The organism is Streptomyces sp. NPDC001100 (assembly GCF_053598575.1).
This window is the reverse complement of sequence record NZ_JBSFKO010000002.1, coordinates 151,200-170,341: the sequence shown is the minus strand read 5'-3', so window position 1 is coordinate 170,341 and position 19,142 is coordinate 151,200. Positions and strand designations below refer to the sequence as shown.

Sequence of the window (19,142 nt, the reverse complement as noted above, 5' to 3'; positions counted from 1 at the left end):
GTGCCTACAGCCGGCCGAGCACCTGGGCCAACAGTGCCCCCATTTGCGTAGCGGAGTCCCGGCCCGCCTGCAGAACCTCCTCGTGGTTCAGCGGTTCCCCCGTCATCCCCGCGGCGAGGTTCGTCACCAGGGAGATACCCAGCACCTCCGCACCGGCCTCCCGCGCCGCGATCGCTTCCAGCACCGTCGACATGCCCACCAGGTCCGCCCCGATCACCCGGGCCATGCGGATCTCGGCGGGAGTCTCGTAGTGCGGGCCGGGGAACTGGGCGTAGACACCCTCCTCCAGACCGGGGTCGATCTCCTTGCAGAGCGCTCGCAGCCGGGGCGAGTACAGATCCGTCAGGTCGACGAAGTTCGCGCCGATGATCGGGGAGGCGGCCGTGAGGTTGATGTGGTCGCTGATCAGCACGGGCTGCCCGGGCCGCATACCCTCGCGGAGCCCCCCGCAGCCGTTGGTCAGGACGATGGTCTTGCAGCCGGCGGCGACGGCGGTACGGACGCCGTGCGCGACGGCGGCGACACCGCGGCCCTCGTAGTAGTGGGTGCGGCCGAGGAAGACCAGCGCGCGCTTGTCACCGATCGCGTACGAACGGACCCGGCCACCGTGGCCCTCGACGGCCGGCGGCGGGAATCCGGGCAGCTCGGTGACGGGGAAGTCGGCCTCGGGCACGCCGAGCGCGTCGACGGCCGGCCCCCAGCCGGAGCCCATCACAAGAGCGACGTCGTGGGTCTCGGCGCCCGTCAGTTCGCGCAGGCGCGTGGCGGCGGCGTCAGCGGCGGCGTGGGGGTCGCCCTGGATGTCGTCCGGAAGAAGAGATGCGTTCACGCGGTTGAGGGTAGCCGGTCTGGGCCTACGCGCGTAGATGACAGAGCTCACGGGATTGCGATCGTTGTCTTGTCGTTTCCAACGAGCTCCGTGACGGACGTGGTGTGTGGGAAGTGCCCAGCAGGTCCCGGGGAATCCTCAGCAGGGCCGCTTCCGCAGCTCCATCACATAGTCGTGCGGCGCCCCGGCGGATTCGGCCGCGTCGGCGAGCTCGCCGAGGTAGCGGGCGGACGGGAGTCCCCCCTCGTAACCATTGAGGACGTACACCCAGGCGGGTTCCTCGCCGTCCAGGGTGTGCACGCGGACCCGCATGCGCCGGTAGACGTCGAGGCCGACGCCCTCCCACCGGTCCATGGACTCCTCGTCGGGCGGCGCGATCTCGTACAGCGCGACGAAGACCTGCGAGCGCGGCGCCTCCACGATCGTCGCGAGCGCGCCCTCCCAGCCCATGTGCTCACCGCCGAAGGTCAGCCGCCACCCGTTCAGCCAGCCCGTGGCGCGCAACGGCGAGTGCGGGGCGCGGCGGGTCATCAGCCGCGCGTCGAGATTGCCGGCGTACGCGGCGTAGAGCGACATGCTCCGAGAGTACGGCAGCGAACCCACCCGCCACTCCCGTAACCGGGGGTACTCAGGGCACCCGCGTACGGCGAGAAGGTGTCGTGTCGGGGGGTGTCCGCCCGCAGCGGTTGGCGCGTCAACACGGCCGCAATCCTGAGTGACCGATTCTGCGCCGTTCCGAGGACGGACAACCCCCGGCGCGGCACCGACCCACAACGGACCGTAGGCGAACCACAACGCACCGCAGGCACACCACACACCCCCGTCGCCCCCGGGGCGGAAGCATCTTGAAGCGTGCGGGACAATGGGGTACGTGACTCGGATCGTGATCATCGGTGGCGGACCCGGCGGCTATGAAGCGGCGCTGGTGGCAGCGCAGCTCGGCGCGGAGGTGACCGTCGTCGACTGCGACGGTCTGGGCGGGGCGTCGGTGCTGACCGACTGCGTGCCGTCGAAGACCCTTATCGCGACGGCCGAGGTGATGACCACCTTCGACTCGTCGTACGAGGAACTCGGCATCATCGTCGCCGACGACACCCCACCCCTGGAGCGGGCCGCCAGGGTCGTCGGGGTCGACCTCGGCAAGGTGAACCGGCGTGTGAAGCGCCTCGCGCTCGCCCAGTCCCACGACATCACCGCCTCCGTGACCCGGGCCGGCGCCCGTGTCATGCGCGGCCGGGGTCGGCTCGACGGCATGCAGGCCATCGACGGCTCCCGCAAGGTCGTCGTGAAGGCGGCCGACGGCACCGAGGAGACCCTCGTCGCCGACGCCGTCCTCATCGCGACCGGCGGCCACCCCCGCGAACTGGACGACGCCCGCCCGGACGGCGAGCGCATCCTGAACTGGACCCAGGTCTACGACCTCACCGAACTCCCCGAAGAGCTGATCGTGGTCGGCTCCGGTGTCACCGGCGCCGAGTTCGCCGGCGCCTATCAGGCCCTCGGCTCCAAGGTCACCCTCGTCTCCTCCCGCGACCGCGTGCTCCCCGGCGAGGACCCGGACGCCGCCGCCGTACTCGAAGACGTCTTCCGGCGCCGCGGCATGAACGTCATGGCCCGCTCCCGCGCCCAGTCCGCCAAGCGGGTCGGCGACAAGGTCGAGGTCACCCTCGCGGACGGCCGTGTCATCACCGGTTCGCACTGCCTCATGGCCGTCGGTGCCATCCCGAACTCCGAGGGCATGGGCCTGGAGGAGGCGGGCGTCAGGCTGCGCGACTCGGGCCACATCTGGACCGACAAGGTCTCCCGTACGACCGCTCCGGGCGTCTATGCGGCCGGTGACGTGACCGGGATCTTCGCGCTCGCCTCGGTGGCCGCGATGCAGGGCCGTATCGCCATGTACCACTTCCTCGGCGACGCGGTGGCCCCGCTGAACCTCAAGACGGTCTCCTCGAACGTCTTCACCGACCCCGAGATCGCGACCGTCGGCTACTCCCAGGCCGACGTGGACGCCGGCAAGATCGACGCCCGCGTCGTCAAGCTCCCCCTCCTGCGCAATCCGCGCGCGAAGATGCAGGGCATCCGGGACGGCTTCGTCAAGATCTTCTGCCGCCCGGGCACCGGGATCATCGTCGGCGGTGTCGTCGTGGCGCCCCGCGCCTCGGAGCTGATCCACCCGATCTCGATCGCCGTCGACAACAATCTGACGGTCGAACAGATCGCGAACGCCTTCACCGTCTACCCGTCCCTCTCGGGCTCGATCGCCGAGGTGGCCCGACAGCTGCACACCCGCAAGGCGACGGGCGAAGTCTGAGGCCGCACCGACTCCCCGCTGGTCACGGGGAGTTGCCGCCCATTCGTACGGCATAGGCGCCGGGACTACCCCCTATACCACTTCTCGCCCTCCTGTGCGAACAACTTCTGCTATTCACCGCAAACAGCTGAAAGCAGACGGTCGTTGGGGTTACTGTCAGTTTCGTGTTCGCTGCAGAACGTCGCCAATTGATCCTCGAAATGGTGCGAGCGAATGGGGCCGTATCGCTCCGTGAGCTCGCCCGCGTCGTCCAGACCTCCGAAGTGACCGTACGGCGGGACGTGCGCGCACTGGAGGCAGAAGGACTCCTCGACCGCCGGCACGGCGGTGCGGTATTGCCGGGCGGGTTCACGCGGGAGTCCGGCTTTCCGCAGAAATCTCATCTCGCGACCGCCGAGAAGACGGCCATCGCCGATCTCGCCGCGAGCTTCGTCGAAGAGGGCGAGGCCATCGTGGTGGGGGCGGGTACCACCACCCAGGAGCTGGCCCGCCGGCTCGCCCGGGTGCCCGGACTGACCGTCGTCACCAACTCCCTGCTGGTGGCCCAGGCGTTGGCCCATGCCAACCGCGTGGAGGTCGTGATGACCGGGGGCACCCTGCGCGGTTCCAACTACGCGCTGGTGGGCAGCGGGGCCGAGCAGTCCCTCCAGGGGCTGCGCGTCTCCCGGGCCTTCCTCTCCGGTAGCGGGCTGACCGCCGAGCGCGGTCTCTCCACGTCCAACATGCTCTCGGCGTCCGTCGACCGGGCCCTCGTGCAGGCGGCGGCCGAGGTCGTCGTCCTCGCCGACCACACCAAGCTCGGTACGGACACCATGTTCCAGACCGTGCCCACGGACGTGATCACCCGCCTCGTCACCGACGAGCCCCCGGCCCACGACGACCGCGCCGCCACGGAGTTGCAGGCCCTCGCCGACCAAGGGGTGCAGATCGCCGTGGCCGGCGCGGCGGGCGGCCAGGGGGGTGATCAGACCCCGGCGCGGGAACAACGCCGCCGGGATGTCCCTCTTCCGGCGCCGCGACGGGGTCAAGTGCCGGGGCTGCGCTCGGCGGGCGTACTCACCGGGGAGTCTCCTGAGCGGGAACGGGCGGCCAGGGTGGCGGACTTGCGCAGGCGTTGATCGGTTCGGTTTTCAGGTGCGGCGCCGTCGTGGCTGGTCGCGCAGTTCCCCGCGCCCCTTAAAAGCGGCTCAGCCGGTCCGACCTTTAGGGGCGCGGGGAACTGCGCGACCAGCCCCCACCGGCCTGCACCCCAAAACGAACCGAACCAGACCTACGGCTTCAACCCCCGCACCGTCAACGTCAGCAACCTGTCCGCCAGTTCGGGATCCCCAGGGTTCCCCTCCGCCGCCAACGCGATCGCATGCGTCAGCTGCAGCAGGTCGCCGATCTCGACATCACCGCGCACCTCACCGGCTGCCTGCGCCCGCAGGAGCAGCGCACCCACCGCCTCCCGGATGGGGCTGCTGCACCGGGCCAGCGCCGACGTGTCGTCGTCGGCCACCGCCATCAGCGCCCGTGAGAGCCCCCGGTACTCGCTCGCGTGGGTCACCATCTCCCGCAGCCAGGTCACCAGGGCCGCACACGGCTGCGGTGCGGTCAGCAACTCACGGGAGCGCGCGAGGAGTTCACCCACCGCGTCCTCGAAGACCGCGCTCATCAGGGCCTGCCGGTTCGGGAAGTGGCGGTACAGCGTGCCGATGCCGACGCCCGCGCGCCGGGCCACGTCCTCCAGGGACGCGTCCGTGCCGTGCGCGGCGAAGGACACGCGCGCCTCGGCGAGCAGCCGCTCGTAGTTGCGGCGGGCGTCGGCACGCAGACCCGCCGGCGGCCCGGCTGCGCTGGCCATGGGTCCCACCTGCCCTCCTCGGCGCGATACGGCGTTGCCCCGTCACATTACAGAGGTGCCCGGCGGACAGGCTGTTCCTGTCGGCCGGGCACCTCTGTACGTGCGGTCGGACGTATGCGCGGTCGGATCAGTCCTTGATCTCGCAGATCGCGGCGCCGGACGTGATGGACGCACCGACCTCCGCGCCGAGGCCCTTGATCGTGCCGGACTTGTGCGCGTTCAGCGGCTGTTCCATCTTCATCGCTTCGAGTACGACGACGAGGTCGCCCTCCTTGACCTCCTGGCCCTCCTCGACCGCGACCTTGACGATCGTGCCCTGCATCGGCGAGGCGAGGGTGTCGCCGGAGGCGACCGGGCCGGACTTCTTGGCCGCCCGGCGCTTGGGCTTGGCGCCGGCGGCGAGACCGGTGCGGGCCAGCGACATGCCGAGCGAGACCGGGAGGGAGACCTCCAGGCGCTTGCCGCCGACCTCGACGACGATCGTCTCGCGGTCGGCGTCCTCGTCCGTCTCGGCGTCCGTCGGGGCCGCGAAGGGCTTGATGTCGTTGACGAACTCGGTCTCGATCCAGCGGGTGTGGACCGTGAACGGGTCGGCGGAGCCGCTGAGTTCGGGGGCGAACGCCGGGTCCTGCACCACCGCGCGGTGGAACGGGATCGCGGTGGCCATGCCCTCGACCCGGAACTCCTCCAGCGCCCGTGCGGCGCGCTGGAGCGCCTGCTCGCGGGTCGCGCCGGTGACGATCAGCTTGGCGAGCAGCGAGTCCCACGCCGGGCCGATGACCGAGCCCGACTCGACACCGGCGTCCAGCCGGACGCCCGGTCCTGACGGCGGGGCGAACGTGGTGACGGTGCCGGGCGCGGGCAGGAAGCCGCGGCCCGGGTCCTCGCCGTTGATGCGGAACTCGAAGGAGTGGCCGCGCAGTTCGGGGTCGCCGTAGCCGAGTTCCTCGCCGTCGGCGATGCGGAACATCTCGCGGACGAGGTCGATGCCGGCGACCTCCTCGGTGACCGGGTGCTCCACCTGGAGGCGGGTGTTGACCTCCAGGAAGGAGATCGTGCCGTCCTGGCCGACGAGGAACTCGACGGTCCCGGCGCCGACGTAGCCGGCCTCCTTGAGGATGGCCTTGGAGGAGGAGTACAGCTCGGCGACCTGCTCGTCCGACAGGAACGGCGCGGGCGCCTCCTCGACCAGCTTCTGGTGCCGGCGCTGGAGGGAGCAGTCGCGGGTCGATACGACGACCACGTTGCCGTGGGTGTCGGCCAGGCACTGGGTCTCCACGTGCCGGGGCTTGTCGAGGTAGCGCTCCACGAAGCACTCGCCGCGCCCGAAGGCGGCGACCGCCTCGCGCACCGCGGAGTCGTACAGCTCGGGAACCTCTTCGAGCGTGCGGGCCACCTTCAGACCACGGCCGCCGCCGCCGAACGCGGCCTTGATCGCGATGGGCAGCCCGTGCTGCTCGGCGAACGCGACGACCTCGTCCGAGCCCGACACCGGGTCCGGGGTGCCGGCCACCAGCGGGGCACCGGCGCGCTGGGCGATGTGCCGGGCGGCGACCTTGTCACCGAGGTCCCGGATCGCCTGCGGCGGCGGGCCGATCCAGATCAGGTCCGCGTCGAGGACCGCCTGGGCGAACTCGGCGTTCTCCGACAGGAAGCCGTAGCCGGGGTGGACGGCGTCGGCACCGGACTCGCGGGCCGCGTTCAGGACCTTGCCGATGTCCAGGTAGCTGCTCGCCGGTGTGTCACCGCCCAGGGCGAACGCCTCATCCGCGGCGCGGACATGCAGAGCGTCCCGGTCCGGGTCGGCGTATACGGCCACGCTCGCGATCCCGGCATCCCGGCAGGCCCGGGCAACGCGGACAGCGATTTCGCCACGATTGGCGATGAGCACCTTGCGCACGATTGAGGCTCCCTCCTTGAAACAAGCCGAGTTTAGGGACTGCCGACACGGCGCATCGACCCGTCCCCTGTGGTGAGCTTGCCCACACGGAGCGTGATACGAGGCCCGCTCGACCCGTGAAATCCCTTGTCGCACCTCGGTACGCAGGACTCCTCCGTAAAACCCTAGCCCTCCGGTGTGGTCAAGGTCTCTGTGAGAGCGTGCCGCGCGCCACGCCGTTTCTTTGTGGAGTCCCTACGAATGGCCCAATGATTCTTTGCCCCTGACACAACCCTTGTCCCGTGGTTTACCCGTTAGTAGCGTTCGGGGTGTCCCGAACGGAAGTGGGTGGGGGCCGGTGGTGCGCAGACCGGTGGCATGGATCTTGGCGGTCGTCCTCTTCGCGGAGGCCTTCGGAGTGGCCGCGCTGAACTGGTTCCTGGGGATCGTCGCCGACCGCCAGAACATGTCCCTGGCCGGTATCGACCCGGACGCGATGTCCGTCTCCTCGAAGGTGGGCGGAGTCCTCTTCGGCCTCTACTTCCTCGCGTGCGCCCTGGTCGCCCTGCTCGTCGCGGTCCGCGACCGGGCCCCGGCCGGCCTCGGCCGCATCCTGCTGATCAGCGTGGCCGTGGTGCACGGGCTGCTGGCCGCGTTCGCGTGGGCCATGGTGGAGGGCAAGGCCGCGTTCGCGTTCATGGTGGTGGTGCTCGGCCTCGTGATCCTGCTCCTGATGACCTACGACCGCCTGGAGGGCCCCTCGGACGCGGCCCCGGCATCGGAGGGCCCCAAGGACCCGACGGCCCCGGAGCAGCCCGACAAGGACCCGGCGCCGATCACCCCGCCGCCGGCCCCCAGTCCCTCCTGATCGCTACTTCTCCCGCGGGGTCCACAACTCCGTGATGCCGACGCCCAGTTGACCCAGCAGCCGGCGAACGAGCGGCAGGCTGATGCCGATCACGTTGCCGTGGTCGCCGTCGATGCCCTCGATGAACGGCGCCGAACGGCCGTCGAGCGTGAACGCCCCGGCGACGTAGAGGGGTTCGCCCGAGGCGACGTACGCGGCGACCTCGGCGTCGGTCGGCTCGCCGAAGCGGACCACGGTGGACGCGGTCGCCGACACGTACCGGCCGCTCGTCGTGTCGTAGACGCAGTGGCCGGTCTGGAGGGTGCCGGCCCGGCCGCGCATCGACTTCCAGCGGGCGGTGGCCTCCTCGGCGTCGGCGGGCTTGCCGAGGGCTTCGCCGTCGAGGTCGAGCACCGAGTCGCAGCCGATCACCAGCGCGCCGCGCACCTCCGGTCGGGCGGCCACGACGGAGGCCTTCGCCTCGGCGAGGGCGAGGGCGAGGTCGGCCGGGGTGAGGGCCGAGACCGCGTCCTCGTCCACCCCGCTCACGATCACCTCGGGGTCCAGTCCCGCCTGGCGCAGGAGGCCCAGCCGGGCGGGGGACTGGGAGGCGAGCACGAGGCGGCGGCGTGGCTGATCTGTCATGCGGCCAGGGTATCGGCGGCGCGCGGGCCGCTCGCCTCAGCCCGACAGCCCGATCACGATCATCGCCAGCACCATCGCGAGTGCCATGAGTATTCCGAGCCGCCGCAACATGAGCTCTGTCTCCCGCAGTTCTTTGGGAGGCTCGTTTTCGGGGTCGGACCACAGCATGGCACCAGCGTGCGGCTTCGCAGGGGGCGGCGCCTGAGTACGGGTACTTAAATTGGTGCCCGGGGTTGTTCCTCTGTGCGCGGTTCCCCGCGCCCCTTAAGCGGATCCCCCTAGCCCGGCCAGAAGGTGCGGGTCCATGCGCTGGGCCCCGGGTGGGGCAGCCTCGCGCCCGCGATCCGTGCCGGGTCGGACCACGCGTCCCGCTGCCCCGGTGCGCCGGGCGGTGTGGGTGTCGCCGCCGCGGCGCGGGCCCTGACCACCGCCAGTGCGGCGGCCAGCTCCTCTGGGGTCGGGTTGCCCCTGACGACTTTGATGTTCATGGAGGCCGCTCCTCTACAGGGGGATGTTGCCGTGCTTCTTCGGGGGCAACGACTCGCGCTTGGTGCGGAGTTGGCGCAGGCCCCGGACCACGTGGCGGCGGGTGTCGGAGGGGAGGGCGACCGCGTCGATGTAACCCCGCTCGGCCGCGATGTAGGGGTTGAGCAGGGTGTCCTCGTACTCCTGGATGAGGCGGGCGCGCACCGCGTCCAGGTCCTCGCCCGCCGCCTCGGCCTCGGCGAGTGTGCGGCGGTGCAGGATGTTGACCGCGCCCTGGGCGCCCATGACGGCGATCTGGGCGGTCGGCCAGGCGAGGTTGAGGTCGGCCCCCAGGTGCTTGGAGCCCATGACGTCGTAGGCGCCGCCGAAGGCCTTGCGGGTGATGACCGTGATGAGGGGGACGGTCGCCTCCGCGTACGCGTAGATCAGCTTCGCGCCCCTGCGGATGATGCCGTAGTGCTCCTGGTCGACGCCCGGGAGGAAGCCGGGGACGTCCACGAAGGTGAGGACCGGGACGTTGAACGCGTCGCAGGTGCGGACGAAGCGCGCCGCCTTCTCGGACGCGTCGATGTCCAGGCAGCCCGCGAACTGCATGGGCTGGTTCGCCACCACGCCCACCGGGCGGCCCTCCACCCGGCCGAAACCGGTGAGGATGTTCGGCGCGAACAGCGGCTGCGTCTCGAAGAACTCGGCGTCGTCCAGGACGTGTTCGATCACCGTGCGCATGTCGTACGGCTGGTTCGCGCTGTCCGGGACCAGGGTGTCCAGCTCACGGTCCTCGTCCGTGACGGCGAGGTCCGCCTCCTCCGGGAACGCGGGGGGTTCGCTGAGGTTGTTGGACGGGAGGTACGACAGCAGCTGCTTGACGTACTCGATCGCGTCCTTCTCGTCGCCCGCCATGTGATGGGCCACGCCGGACACGGAGTTGTGGGTGCGCGCGCCGCCCAGCTCCTCGAAGCCGACGTCCTCGCCGGTGACCGTCTTGATGACGTCCGGGCCGGTGATGAACATGTGCGAGGTCTGGTCGACCATCACCGTGAAGTCGGTGATCGCGGGGGAGTAGACGGCCCCGCCCGCGCACGGGCCGACGACCAGGCTGATCTGCGGGATCACGCCGCTCGCGTGGGTGTTGCGGCGGAAGATCTCGCCGTAGGCGCCGAGCGAGGCCACGCCCTCCTGGATGCGGGCGCCGCCGGAGTCGTTGATGCCGATGACCGGACAGCCGGTCTTCAGCGCGAAGTCCATCACCTTGACGATCTTCTGGCCGTAGACCTCGCCCAGGGCGCCGCCGAAGACCGTGAAGTCCTGGGAGAACACGGCGACGGGGCGGCCGTCGACCGTGCCGTAGCCGGAGACGACGCCGTCGCCGTAGGGGCGGTTCTTCTCCAGGCCGAAGTCCGTGGACCGGTGCCGGGTGAACTCGTCGAACTCGACGAAGGAGTCCTCGTCGAGGAGCAGGTCGATCCGCTCACGGGCCGTCAACTTGCCCTTGGCGTGCTGTTTTTCGACCGCGCGCTCCGAGCCCGCGTGCGTCGCCTCCTGGGTGCGGCGCCGAAGATCCGCGATCTTCCCGGCGGTGGTGTGGATGTCGATCTCTTGAGGCGCTTCCGGCTCGGACATCGGGATTACGGCTCCCTGCCTGCTCAAAAGGGGGGACGGTTACTCATTCGTAGAGTAGTGGCGGGCCTACCGATCGGCAGTGCGGCGTACAACACACCTAGGGTGGCTTGCATGACGCCGCGAGATGCCTCAGACGAGAACAGCAGCCGTTGGTCCGATCTGGAACGGCCGCCCCTCAACGCCGGTGCGCTGCGGCGCGGGCTCGTCCGGGCGGGCGGGCTGTGGACCGGTGTGGAGGTCGTGCAGTCGACCGGTTCCACCAACTCCGACCTCGTCGCCCTGGCCGCCGCGGGCAAGGCGGCCGAGGGCACCGTCCTGGTCGCCGAGGAACAGACCTCCGGGCGCGGGCGGCTCGACCGGCAGTGGACGGCACCGGCCCGCTCCGGCCTGTTCTTCTCCGTCCTGCTGGAGCCGGGCGACGTCCCGGTGTCCCGCTGGGGCTGGCTCCCGCTGCTCACCGGCGTCGCCGTCGCCACCGGCCTGGCCCGCTCGGCCGGCGTCGACACGGCACTCAAGTGGCCCAACGACCTGCTGGTCACTGTCGGTGGCGAGGAGCGCAAGGCCGGCGGCATCCTCGCCGAGCGCGCCGGGGACGACGCCGTGATCGTCGGCGTAGGCATCAACGTCACCCTGCGCGAGGACGAGCTCCCCGTGCCCCAGGCGGGCTCCCTCGCCCTGGCCGGGGCCGTCGCCACGGACCGGGACCCCCTGCTGCGGGCGGTCCTGCGCTCCCTGGAGCACTGGTACGACAAGTGGCGCGCGGCGGGCGGCGACCCGGCCGCGAGCGGCCTCCAGGAGACCTACGCGGCCGGCTGCGCCACGCTCGGCCGGGTCGTACGGGCCGAGCTGCCCGGGGACCGGTCGATCACCGGGGAGGCCGTCGCGATCGACGGGGACGGGCGGCTGGTCCTCGCGACGGAGGACGGAGTGCAGGAGCCCGTGGGAGCGGGCGACATCGTGCATCTGCGCCCCGCGTGACCCCGACCGCTCTTGTGGCAGCTTTGTCCGCGTGACTCACGGAGTGAGCTGGCCCACACCTGCCGTAGCATTGGGCCCGGTCGATACCTGACCGTGGCAGATCGGAAGGGCAGCAGGCGTGACCGTCGACGACACGGGCTCCGGCGCGGACGCGGACGGCCGGGTGGACCCCGATGCCGCCGGTGGCCGGGCCGACCCCTATGCCGCCGATCCCGGCGAAGACCCCCTCGCGCTGCGCCTCGAAGGGCTCATCCTGGGCGCGGAGCGCCGCTACACCCCGTTCCAGGCGGCCCGTACCGCCGGTGTCTCCATGGAGCTGGCCACCCGTTTCTGGCGCGCCATGGGCTTCGCCGACGTCGGTCAGGCCAAGGCGTTCACGGAGGCGGACGTCCTCGCGCTGCGCCGCCTCGCCGGTCTCGTCGAGGCGGGGCTGCTGAGCGAGGCGATGGCCGTGCAGGTGGCCCGCTCCACCGGGCAGACCACCGCGAGGCTGGCCGGCTGGCAGATGGACTCGTTCCTGGAGGGCCTGACCGAGCCGCCCGAGCCCGGTATGTCACGCACCGAGGTGACGTACCCGATCATCGAGCTGCTGCTGCCCGAGCTGGAGGAGTTCCTCGTCTACGTCTGGCGGCGCCAGCTCGCCGCCTCGGCCGGCCGGGTCGTCCAGGCCAGCGACGACGAGGAGATGGTCGACCGGCGCCTCGCGGTGGGCTTCGCCGACCTGGTGGGCTTCACACGGCTGACCCGCCGCATGGAGGAAGAGGAACTCGGCGAACTGGTCGAGGCCTTCGAGACCACCGCCGCCGACCTGGTGGCCGCGCGCGGCGGCCGGCTCATCAAGACCCTCGGCGACGAGGTCCTGTTCTCCGCCGACGACGCCGGGGTCGCCGCCGAGATCGCGCTGCGCCTGATCGAGACCATGGCCCACGACGAGACCATGCCCGAACTCCGCGTCGGCATCGCCTTCGGCACCGTCACGACCCGCATGGGCGACGTCTTCGGCACGACCGTCAACCTCGCCTCGCGGCTCACCTCGATAGCTCCCCGCGACGCCGTCCTCGTCGACAGCGCCTTCGCCGAGGAGCTCATCCGCAGCGGCGAGGCGCCCGCCTCCGAGGCGGAGGCGGCCGAGGCCGCGGCCACCGCCGAGAAGGAGGGCGAGGAGCCCCCGACGTACCGCTTCGCGCTCCAGCCGATGTGGCAGCGCCCGGTGCGCGGCCTGGGCGTGGTCGAACCCTGGCTGCTGACCCGCCGGGACTCGGCCCCGGCGTAGCCGTCGGCCGCGCTGCGTCCGCGCGGCCGTGCAGTGCTTGGTGACCGGTACGCGTGGGCTCGGTCACCGTGCAGCCCTCAACTCCCGTGGACCAGTGGGTTCACGCAGAGTCCGATGATCGGCACGCACAGACTCGGCCGACTCGGCGCCGGGGCAGGGGAGTTGGCGGTCCGGCTCGGGCTCGGTGTGGGGGCCGGCCGCGGGGCCGCGCTTGTCGCGGGATCCTGGGGGCCGGGTGCGGTGGCCGATGCCCGGGGCTGTGGGGCGCCGGGCGCCGTCGTCGTCCGCGTTCCTGTTCCCGTTCCTGTCCCCGTCCCCGTCTCCGGGATGGTCGTGGGTGCCGTCGTCGCGTACGGAGTCGGTACGACCCCGGAGGCGGCGGTCGGGGTCGCGCTCGCGCCGCCCATCACCGAGGTCGCCGAAGGCATCGCGGAGGGGAGTGCGGAGGGGATCGCCGTCGGGTCGGCGCTGATCGTGGCGGCGGCGTTGGCCGGGTGCCCGGCGCTCTGCTCCGCGTCCACGTCCGGGCTCGGCTCGGCCTCCGCCGTGCCCACCCCGCCGACCCCCGACTCGGGCGTCAGCCGTACGAGGCTCAGCACCCCGGCGGCCACGGCGAGACCGCCGAAGGCCAGCAGGACCTTGCGGGGACGGGGGCGGCGGTGCCGGCCGCGCGGGGGCCGGGGAAGGGGTGGCTCCACGTCCGCGGTGTCCTCGGCCCGCTCGGCCTGCGTGGTCGTCGTCACGATCCCTCCCCTGTCGTGTGGCGGACGCACGTTATGCGCTTCTCCGTGCGGTGCGGCGGGAGTTGGGCGGGATGTCACCCGAACGGGGAAGGCCCGTGCGATGATCGGGGCGAGTTCTGTTAACCCACGTTAACCAGGAGGGTGTCATGAGCGAGGAACGGTTCGGGGAGTTCGTGCTGGTGCGGCGGCACGACCACGTCGCGGAACTCGTCCTGGACCGGCCCAAGGCCATGAACGCCGTCTCCACCGCGATGGCCGGCTCCATCGCCGCGGCCTGTACGGCGCTGGCGGCGGACCGGGACGTCCGCGTGACCGTGCTGACCTCCTCGCACGAGCGGGCCTTCTGTGTCGGCGCCGACCTCAAGGAGCGCAACTCGCTCACCGACGCGGAGCTCGTACGGCAGCGCCCGCTCGCCCGGGGCGCATACACGGGCGTCCTGGAACTCCCGATGCCGACGATCGCCGCCGTGCACGGCTTCGCGCTGGGCGGCGGCTTCGAACTCGCCCTGTCCTGCGACCTGATCGTGGCCGACGGCACGGCTGTGGTGGGGCTGCCGGAGGTGTCCGTGGGTGTCATTCCGGGCGGCGGTGGTACGCAGCTGCTGCCCCGCCGGGTGGGCGCGGCCCGGGCGGCCGAACTGATCTTCACCGCGCGGCGGTTGGAGGCGCCCGAGGCGGCGGAACTGGGGCTCGTGGACGTCCTGGTGGAGGCGGGCCGGGACCGCGAGGAGGCCCTCGCCCTGGGCGCCCGCATCGCCGCGAACTCGCCGGTCGGCCTGCGCGCGGCCAAGCGCGCACTGCGGCTCGGGCACGGGCTGGACCTGCGGGCCGGGCTTGAGGTCGAGGACGCGGCATGGCGGTCGGTGGCGTTCTCGGGGGACCGGGCTGAGGGCGTGGCCGCGTTCAACGAGAAGCGGAAGCCGCAGTGGCCCGGTGAGTAGCGGCGGCTACCGCGCGTAGACACCTGTTCGCCGCATCAACGTCCCGATATGTCCAGAACCTCCCTAGCCTGGAGTGATGGGTGAGGACAGGCGGCTGGCTGCCGTGGTGGAGCTGGCGCAGGGGATGGCGGCGGCGCACACTCCGCGCGAGTCCTGGCGGGCGGCGGCGGCCGGGGCGTGCCGGGCGCTGGACGGGAGTTTCGCCGCGCTGTCGGTGTGGGAGCGGGAGCTGGGCCGGCTGCGGGTCCTCGTCAACGTGGGGGAGCGGGCGGCGGGCGAGGAGGAGTTCCCGGACGGCGAGACCTACCCGGTGCACCAGTTCCCGGAGATCACCGAGTTCCTGCACGAGCGCTGGGCCGGCGGCGGCGAACCCAACGCCTGGGTCGAGACCGCCGAGGGCCCGGCCGCGGGCAGCCCCGGCTACTGCCACCAGCGCGTGGCGGCGCTACGGCGTCGTAGGCGCGGCTGCTGTGTGATCGCCCCGATCGTGCTGCACGGGCGGGCCTGGGGCGAGCTGTATGTGGCGCGGCCGGTCGGTGCGACCGTGTTCGACCGTGCCGACGCCGATTTCGCGACCGTGCTGGCCTCCGTGGTCGCGGCCGGGATCGCGCAGACCGAGCGGCTGGAGGAGGCGCGGCGGCTGGCGTTCACGGACGCGCTCACGGGGCTCGCCAATCGGCGGGCCGTGGACGTACGGCTCGACGAGGCGGTCGAGCGGCACCGGCGGGACGGGGTCGTGGTCAGCCTCGTCGTCTGCGATCTCAACGGGCTCAAGCGTGTCAACGACACCCAGGGGCATGCGGTCGGTGACCGGCTGCTCGAACGCTTCGGGTCGGTGCTGTCGCTGTGCGGGGCGATGCTGCCGGGTGCGCTGGCCGCGCGGCTCGGCGGGGACGAGTTCTGTCTGCTCGCGGTCGGGCCGCCCGCCGACGAGGTGGTCGACGCGGCGGGTGAACTGTGCCGCCGCGCGGCCGAGTTGGAGCTGGGGGAGGGTGTTGCGTGCGGGGTTGCGTCCACCGAGGATCCGATCGGGGCGGTACGGTCCGGCCGGCGGCTGTTCAGGCTCGCGGACGCGGCCCAGTACCGTGCGAAGGCGCTCCGCGCGGACCGGCCGGTGGTCGCCGGGCGTGACGGGCCGGACGATCCGGTGGTGCGGCTTGCCGACTCCCCGACACCGGAGATGCCGGCGGAGCGGCGGCGGTTCCGGGGGCGGCGGGCGTGAGGGGTGGGGCGCCTGCGGTTTGTGGTGGGTCGGCGCCGCGTCGGGGGGTGTCCGTCCTCGGAACGGCGCGGAATCGGTCACTCAGGATTGCGGCCGTGTTGACGCGCCAACCGCTGCGGGCGGACACCCCCCGACACGGCACCTTCGCGCCGTACGCGGCCGACGGTCCGCTCGGCCCAGTGACCCATCTGTAAGGGTCTAACCCCCTCCCCGATAGTGACACCGCCGCATTCAATGCGTACGCTCCTGAATATGGATATGCACACTGTGGTGGTGGGGACGTCGGGGGTCACCGCGTCCGACGTTCTTGCCGTGGCGCGTGGGGGCGCCCGGATCGAGCTCTCGGGTGAGGCCCGCGCGGCGCTCGCCGCGGCGCGGGAGATCGTGGACGCGCTGGCCGCCAAGCCGGAGCCCGTGTATGGCGTCAGTACGGGGTTCGGGGCGTTGGCGTCCCGGCACATCAGCCCGGAACTGCGGGCCCAGTTGCAGCGCAACATCGTTCGTTCGCATGCCGCCGGGATGGGGCCGCGGGTCGAGCGCGAGGTCGTACGGGCCTTGATGTTCCTGCGGCTCAAGACCGTCTGCTCGGGGCACACCGGTGTCCGCCCCGAGGTCGCGCAGACCATGGCCGACATCCTCAACGCCGGGATCACCCCCGTCGTCCACGAGTACGGCTCCCTCGGGTGTTCCGGTGACCTCGCGCCGCTCTCGCACTGCGCCCTGACCCTCATGGGCGAGGGCGACGCCGAGGGACCCGACGGCGTCGTACGGCCCGCGGGAGAGCTGCTCGCCGAGCACGGCATCGCGCCGGTCGAACTGCGCGAGAAGGAGGGCCTCGCCCTCCTCAACGGCACCGACGGCATGCTCGGCATGCTGGTCATGGCGCTCGCCGACCTCGACATGCTCTACAAGTCCGCCGACGTGACGGCCGCGCTGTCGCTGGAGGCGCTGCTCGGTACCGACAAGGTGCTCGCGCCCGAGCTGCACGCCATCCGCCCGCATCCCGGGCAGGCCGCGAGCGCCGCCAACATGCTTGCCGTGCTTGACGGTTCGGAGCTCACCGGGCATCACCAGGACGACGCTCCCCGGGTTCAGGACGCGTATTCGGTGCGGTGTGCTCCGCAGGTCGCGGGTGCCGGGCGGGACACCATCGCACACGCCCGCCTGGTCGCGGAACGGGAGTTGGCGTCGGCGGTGGACAACCCCGTTGTGCTGCCTGGGGGCACCTCCCAGGCTTTTGGCTCTGGGGGAGGCCGGGTCGAGTCCAACGGGAACTTCCATGGCGCGCCCGTGGCTTACGTCCTCGACTTCCTCGCCATCGCAGCCGCCGACCTCGGTTCGATCGCCGAGCGCCGTACCGACCGGCTGCTCGACAAGAACCGCTCGCACGGGCTGCCGCCGTTCCTCGCGGACGACGCCGGGGTCGACTCCGGGCTGATGATCGCCCAGTACACGCAGGCCGCGCTGGTGAGTGAGATGAAGCGGCTGGCCGTACCGGCCTCCGCCGACTCGATCCCGTCCTCCGCCATGCAGGAGGACCACGTCTCCATGGGCTGGTCGGCAGCGCGCAAGCTGCGCACCGCCGTCGGCAACCTCACCCGGATCATCGCGGTGGAGCTGTACGCGGCCACGCGCGCCGTGGAGTTGCGCGAGGGCCTGGCCCCGGCACCCGCGTCCCGGGCGGTCATCGACGCCGTACGGGCGGCGGGAGTCGAGGGTCCGGGGCCGGACCGGTTCCTGTCTCCCGACCTCGCCGCGGCGGAGGCGTTCGTGCGCGACGGGCAGGTCGTGGAGGCCGTGGAGAAGGTCACCGGGCCGTTGCGGTAGGGGAGTCGGGGCCCGGCCGTGGCAACGGCCGGGCCCCGTACGTCACTTCAGCTTGGCGGACTGGGCGGTGACCACCGCGGCCGGGATGACGTAGGCCTTCTGCGACATCAGGGCGCCGAGGTTGACCGTGTAGTACGTGACCAGGGTGGAGCCGTGCCGCACCACCTCGGTGTGCACGGTGCCCGTCTCGCCGCCGGTGTCCTCCATCACGGCGGTCGCGCCGAACGCCACCGACTCGTCGCCGGAGTTCGAGGCCTTCTCGGTCGCGACCCCGGTGTACTTCGTGCCGTCGGAGCCCGGGAGCAGGGTGAAGCCGTCGGCGCAGCTCTTGACGGCGTCGGTGACGGCCTTGAACGTCTTCTCGGCGCCGTCGCCGTCGTACGAGGACAGCCCGACGACGGTGGTCGTGCGGTCCAGTGCGGAACCGAACGCGTCCTCGAACTCCTCCTCGCTCAGGTCCTCCACGGACTTGGACGGGGTGGCGGAGGTCTTCTTCGCCTCGGTGACCATCCTGTTCGTGGCCGCGGCCGCGTCGCCCGGCGCCTGCCCGGCCATCGCCCAGGCCAGCGGGCGGCACTGCGCCTTGTCGACGGTGACGGCGCTCTTGGCCGCGGGGAAGGTCTTGCCGACCGAGCCGACCTCGTAGCCGGTGACATCGCCCTTCGCGAGGGCCAGCTTCTGCAACTCGGCGGCGCTGAGCGCCTTCGCGGAGTTGTTGGTGGTGCCTTTGGCGTTGCTCTTGGCGTGGTCGCTCTTGGCGGTGTCCGAACCGCCGTCGGAGCAGCCGGTGACGAGGGCCAGCGACAGTGCGCCCACCGCGACGGTGGCGCACAGGCGTATGCCCGATGATCTCTTCATGAGCGGACTATGAAGCTTGAGTCAAGTAAGAGTCAAGCAACTTAAAACCCGAGGCGCTCCCGCCGCACCGAATACGCCACGAAACCGGCGCCGAGACCGAGGAAAATGGTCCCGCCGACGATGTACGGCGTGGTGTCCGGGCTGCCGGTGTCGGCGAGTTGGGTGCCGTCCGAGGAGGTGGTGACGGCTGTCGAGGTCACCCTTGCCTGCTGGGTGGCCTGGGAGGTTGGCGTCGCCGAAGTCTCCACTCTCACCTGGTCGGTCACCGTCGCGTTGGCGGAGGGGACGAACCACAGGGCGCCCAGCAGGGTGCCCGCGGCGGTGGCGGTCAGCATCGTTCGGCGAGCGGTTGACACGGAATATCGATCCCCTTGTGGCGCTGGCGAATTGGCCGTGTGGAGCGATGCTAATGAACTCTGCGGGTCGTGGGAAAGTCACGGGAGCTGTGGGCCGTACGCTCCCGGCATGACCACTCCAGAGACATCACGTTTTGTACGCCTTCGTGTAGAGCTCGTTCTTGAAGTCGAGAACGAGGGCGCCGTGACCAAGGCCGCGCTGGCCAAGATCGCCAACGATCCGGAACTGCCCGGTGACGAACGGGTGCACGCCGAGAGCGCTGTGACGGAGGACACTGCCGAGGCCCTCGCCTACCTCGTCGACCCGTTCGACCTGGTCGGGGAGATGCCCGGGGTCGAACTGGCCCAGGCCTCCTGGAGCAGTGAGGAGATCGACTACGACCCGGATTCGCCGGATTGGGACCTCGACGAGGATGATGTCGACGGCGATGAGGAAGCAGACGGGACGGCAGTGGTCGGCTGAGCCGTGCACGGGACCAGA

At 71.3% G+C, this 19,142-nt stretch carries 20 protein-coding genes; 9 read left to right on the top strand and 11 right to left on the bottom strand.

From position 1 onward, the window contains the following. Positions 1 to 4 precede the first annotated feature (4 nt). Together ACWDEW_RS03035 and ACWDEW_RS03030 are read right to left on the bottom strand one after the other, a co-directional pair. Positions 5 to 829 carry a purine-nucleoside phosphorylase gene (locus ACWDEW_RS03035; RefSeq protein WP_450509020.1) on the bottom strand — a complete coding sequence of 275 codons (825 nt, stop codon included), beginning with the start codon at positions 827 to 829 and terminating at the stop codon, positions 5 to 7. Between the two features lie 138 nt (positions 830 to 967). Then, positions 968 to 1,405, bottom strand: a complete 438-nt coding sequence (locus tag ACWDEW_RS03030; RefSeq protein ID WP_355903230.1) for a gamma-glutamylcyclotransferase — start codon at positions 1,403 to 1,405, stop codon at positions 968 to 970. A gap of 286 nt (positions 1,406 to 1,691) precedes the next feature. On the opposite strand from ACWDEW_RS03030, the gene ACWDEW_RS03025 reads away from it, so the two are divergent. Continuing rightward, positions 1,692 to 3,140, top strand: a complete 1,449-nt coding sequence (locus ACWDEW_RS03025; protein WP_450509018.1) for an NAD(P)H-quinone dehydrogenase — start codon at positions 1,692 to 1,694, stop codon at positions 3,138 to 3,140. A gap of 164 nt (positions 3,141 to 3,304) precedes the next feature. Next, positions 3,305 to 4,258 (top strand): DeoR/GlpR family DNA-binding transcription regulator, encoded by a 954-nt coding sequence (locus tag ACWDEW_RS03020; protein ID WP_450509016.1) that lies wholly within the window; start codon positions 3,305 to 3,307, stop codon positions 4,256 to 4,258. A 152-nt stretch (positions 4,259 to 4,410) separates the two neighbouring features. Here ACWDEW_RS03020 and ACWDEW_RS03015 read toward each other — a convergent pair whose 3' ends face one another. Then, entirely contained in the window at positions 4,411 to 4,986 is a 576-nt protein-coding gene (locus ACWDEW_RS03015) for a TetR/AcrR family transcriptional regulator (RefSeq protein WP_450509014.1), read from the bottom strand. Between the two features lie 127 nt (positions 4,987 to 5,113). Beyond that, complete coding sequence (locus tag ACWDEW_RS03010) at positions 5,114 to 6,886, bottom strand: acetyl/propionyl/methylcrotonyl-CoA carboxylase subunit alpha (protein WP_450509012.1); 1,773 nt, start codon at positions 6,884 to 6,886, stop codon at positions 5,114 to 5,116. Positions 6,887 to 7,238: 352 nt separating this feature from the next. Here ACWDEW_RS03010 and ACWDEW_RS03005 point away from each other — a divergent pair, with 352 nt between their 5' ends. Then, complete coding sequence (locus ACWDEW_RS03005; RefSeq protein WP_450509010.1) at positions 7,239 to 7,733, top strand: hypothetical protein; 495 nt, start codon at positions 7,239 to 7,241, stop codon at positions 7,731 to 7,733. A gap of 3 nt (positions 7,734 to 7,736) precedes the next feature. Here the strand turns inward: ACWDEW_RS03005 and ACWDEW_RS03000 are convergent, their stop codons facing one another. The 4 genes from ACWDEW_RS03000 to ACWDEW_RS02985 all read right to left on the bottom strand — a co-directional run bounded on the left by ACWDEW_RS03000 (position 7,737) and on the right by ACWDEW_RS02985 (position 10,463). Further along, the gene (locus ACWDEW_RS03000; protein ID WP_450509008.1) at positions 7,737 to 8,357 is read right to left on the bottom strand and encodes a Maf family protein; all 621 of its coding nucleotides are present in this window, start codon (positions 8,355 to 8,357) and stop codon (positions 7,737 to 7,739) included. 36 nt (positions 8,358 to 8,393) lie between these two features. Beyond that, complete coding sequence (mmpB, locus tag ACWDEW_RS02995) at positions 8,394 to 8,525, bottom strand: morphogenic membrane protein MmpB (protein ID WP_381243520.1); 132 nt, start codon at positions 8,523 to 8,525, stop codon at positions 8,394 to 8,396. A gap of 110 nt (positions 8,526 to 8,635) precedes the next feature. Beyond that, positions 8,636 to 8,845: an acyl-CoA carboxylase epsilon subunit gene (locus tag ACWDEW_RS02990; RefSeq protein ID WP_450509006.1), complete on the bottom strand. Its 210-nt coding sequence runs from the start codon at positions 8,843 to 8,845 to the stop codon at positions 8,636 to 8,638. Positions 8,846 to 8,858: 13 nt separating this feature from the next. After that, complete coding sequence (locus tag ACWDEW_RS02985; RefSeq protein ID WP_450509004.1) at positions 8,859 to 10,463, bottom strand: acyl-CoA carboxylase subunit beta; 1,605 nt, start codon at positions 10,461 to 10,463, stop codon at positions 8,859 to 8,861. Positions 10,464 to 10,574: 111 nt separating this feature from the next. Here ACWDEW_RS02985 and ACWDEW_RS02980 point away from each other — a divergent pair, with 111 nt between their 5' ends. Then, positions 10,575 to 11,441, top strand: coding sequence for a biotin--[acetyl-CoA-carboxylase] ligase (locus tag ACWDEW_RS02980; RefSeq protein WP_450509003.1), 867 nt, complete (start codon positions 10,575 to 10,577; stop codon positions 11,439 to 11,441). A 118-nt stretch (positions 11,442 to 11,559) separates the two neighbouring features. After that, a complete protein-coding gene (locus ACWDEW_RS02975) occupies positions 11,560 to 12,714 on the top strand; it encodes an adenylate/guanylate cyclase domain-containing protein (protein WP_019072861.1) in 1,155 nt (384 codons plus the stop codon). 77 nt (positions 12,715 to 12,791) lie between these two features. On the opposite strand, the gene ACWDEW_RS02970 is transcribed toward ACWDEW_RS02975, so the two are convergent. Continuing rightward, entirely contained in the window at positions 12,792 to 13,457 is a 666-nt protein-coding gene (locus ACWDEW_RS02970) for a hypothetical protein (protein WP_450509001.1), read from the bottom strand. Positions 13,458 to 13,603: 146 nt separating this feature from the next. Between ACWDEW_RS02970 and ACWDEW_RS02965 the strand changes: the two genes are divergently transcribed. The 3 genes from ACWDEW_RS02965 (at position 13,604) to hutH (ending at position 17,447) form a co-directional block, all read left to right on the top strand. Beyond that, positions 13,604 to 14,398, top strand: coding sequence for an enoyl-CoA hydratase/isomerase family protein (locus ACWDEW_RS02965; RefSeq protein ID WP_450508999.1), 795 nt, complete (start codon positions 13,604 to 13,606; stop codon positions 14,396 to 14,398). A gap of 76 nt (positions 14,399 to 14,474) precedes the next feature. Then, positions 14,475 to 15,620: a diguanylate cyclase domain-containing protein gene (locus tag ACWDEW_RS02960; RefSeq protein WP_450508997.1), complete on the top strand. Its 1,146-nt coding sequence runs from the start codon at positions 14,475 to 14,477 to the stop codon at positions 15,618 to 15,620. A gap of 258 nt (positions 15,621 to 15,878) precedes the next feature. Then, entirely contained in the window at positions 15,879 to 17,447 is a 1,569-nt protein-coding gene (gene hutH, locus ACWDEW_RS02955) for a histidine ammonia-lyase (RefSeq protein ID WP_450509479.1), read from the top strand. Between the two features lie 42 nt (positions 17,448 to 17,489). On the opposite strand, the gene ACWDEW_RS02950 is transcribed toward hutH, so the two are convergent. Both ACWDEW_RS02950 and ACWDEW_RS02945 read right to left on the bottom strand, forming a co-directional pair. Next, positions 17,490 to 18,305 carry a hypothetical protein gene (locus ACWDEW_RS02950; RefSeq protein WP_450508996.1) on the bottom strand — a complete coding sequence of 272 codons (816 nt, stop codon included), beginning with the start codon at positions 18,303 to 18,305 and terminating at the stop codon, positions 17,490 to 17,492. A gap of 41 nt (positions 18,306 to 18,346) precedes the next feature. Next, the gene (locus ACWDEW_RS02945) at positions 18,347 to 18,640 is read right to left on the bottom strand and encodes an LAETG motif-containing sortase-dependent surface protein (protein ID WP_450509477.1); all 294 of its coding nucleotides are present in this window, start codon (positions 18,638 to 18,640) and stop codon (positions 18,347 to 18,349) included. A 130-nt stretch (positions 18,641 to 18,770) separates the two neighbouring features. Here ACWDEW_RS02945 and ACWDEW_RS02940 point away from each other — a divergent pair, with 130 nt between their 5' ends. Continuing rightward, on the top strand, positions 18,771 to 19,124 hold the full coding sequence (locus tag ACWDEW_RS02940) for a hypothetical protein (RefSeq protein ID WP_450508994.1): 354 nt from the start codon (positions 18,771 to 18,773) through the stop codon (positions 19,122 to 19,124). The last annotated feature ends 18 nt before the right edge of the window (positions 19,125 to 19,142 follow it).

Excerpts from the sequence above, each read along its gene's own strand:
- mmpB (WP_381243520.1), bottom strand. The coding sequence starts at position 8,525 with ATGCTGTGGTCCGACCCCGAAAACGAGCCTCCCAAAGAACTGCGGGAG.
- ACWDEW_RS03025 (WP_450509018.1), top strand. The coding sequence starts at position 1,692 with ATGGGGTACGTGACTCGGATCGTGATCATCGGTGGCGGACCCGGCGGC.
- ACWDEW_RS02980 (WP_450509003.1), top strand. The coding sequence starts at position 10,575 with ATGACGCCGCGAGATGCCTCAGACGAGAACAGCAGCCGTTGGTCCGAT.
- hutH (WP_450509479.1), top strand. The coding sequence starts at position 15,879 with ATGCACACTGTGGTGGTGGGGACGTCGGGGGTCACCGCGTCCGACGTT.
- ACWDEW_RS02985 (WP_450509004.1), bottom strand. The coding sequence starts at position 10,463 with ATGTCCGAGCCGGAAGCGCCTCAAGAGATCGACATCCACACCACCGCC.
- ACWDEW_RS03015 (WP_450509014.1), bottom strand. The coding sequence starts at position 4,986 with ATGGCCAGCGCAGCCGGGCCGCCGGCGGGTCTGCGTGCCGACGCCCGC.
- ACWDEW_RS02950 (WP_450508996.1), bottom strand. The coding sequence starts at position 18,305 with ATGAAGAGATCATCGGGCATACGCCTGTGCGCCACCGTCGCGGTGGGC.
- ACWDEW_RS02965 (WP_450508999.1), top strand. The coding sequence starts at position 13,604 with ATGAGCGAGGAACGGTTCGGGGAGTTCGTGCTGGTGCGGCGGCACGAC.
- ACWDEW_RS02940 (WP_450508994.1), top strand. The coding sequence starts at position 18,771 with ATGACCACTCCAGAGACATCACGTTTTGTACGCCTTCGTGTAGAGCTC.
- ACWDEW_RS03030 (WP_355903230.1), bottom strand. The coding sequence starts at position 1,405 with ATGTCGCTCTACGCCGCGTACGCCGGCAATCTCGACGCGCGGCTGATG.
- ACWDEW_RS02960 (WP_450508997.1), top strand. The coding sequence starts at position 14,475 with ATGGGTGAGGACAGGCGGCTGGCTGCCGTGGTGGAGCTGGCGCAGGGG.
- ACWDEW_RS02990 (WP_450509006.1), bottom strand. The coding sequence starts at position 8,845 with ATGAACATCAAAGTCGTCAGGGGCAACCCGACCCCAGAGGAGCTGGCC.
- ACWDEW_RS02945 (WP_450509477.1), bottom strand. The coding sequence starts at position 18,640 with ATGCTGACCGCCACCGCCGCGGGCACCCTGCTGGGCGCCCTGTGGTTC.
- ACWDEW_RS03000 (WP_450509008.1), bottom strand. The coding sequence starts at position 8,357 with ATGACAGATCAGCCACGCCGCCGCCTCGTGCTCGCCTCCCAGTCCCCC.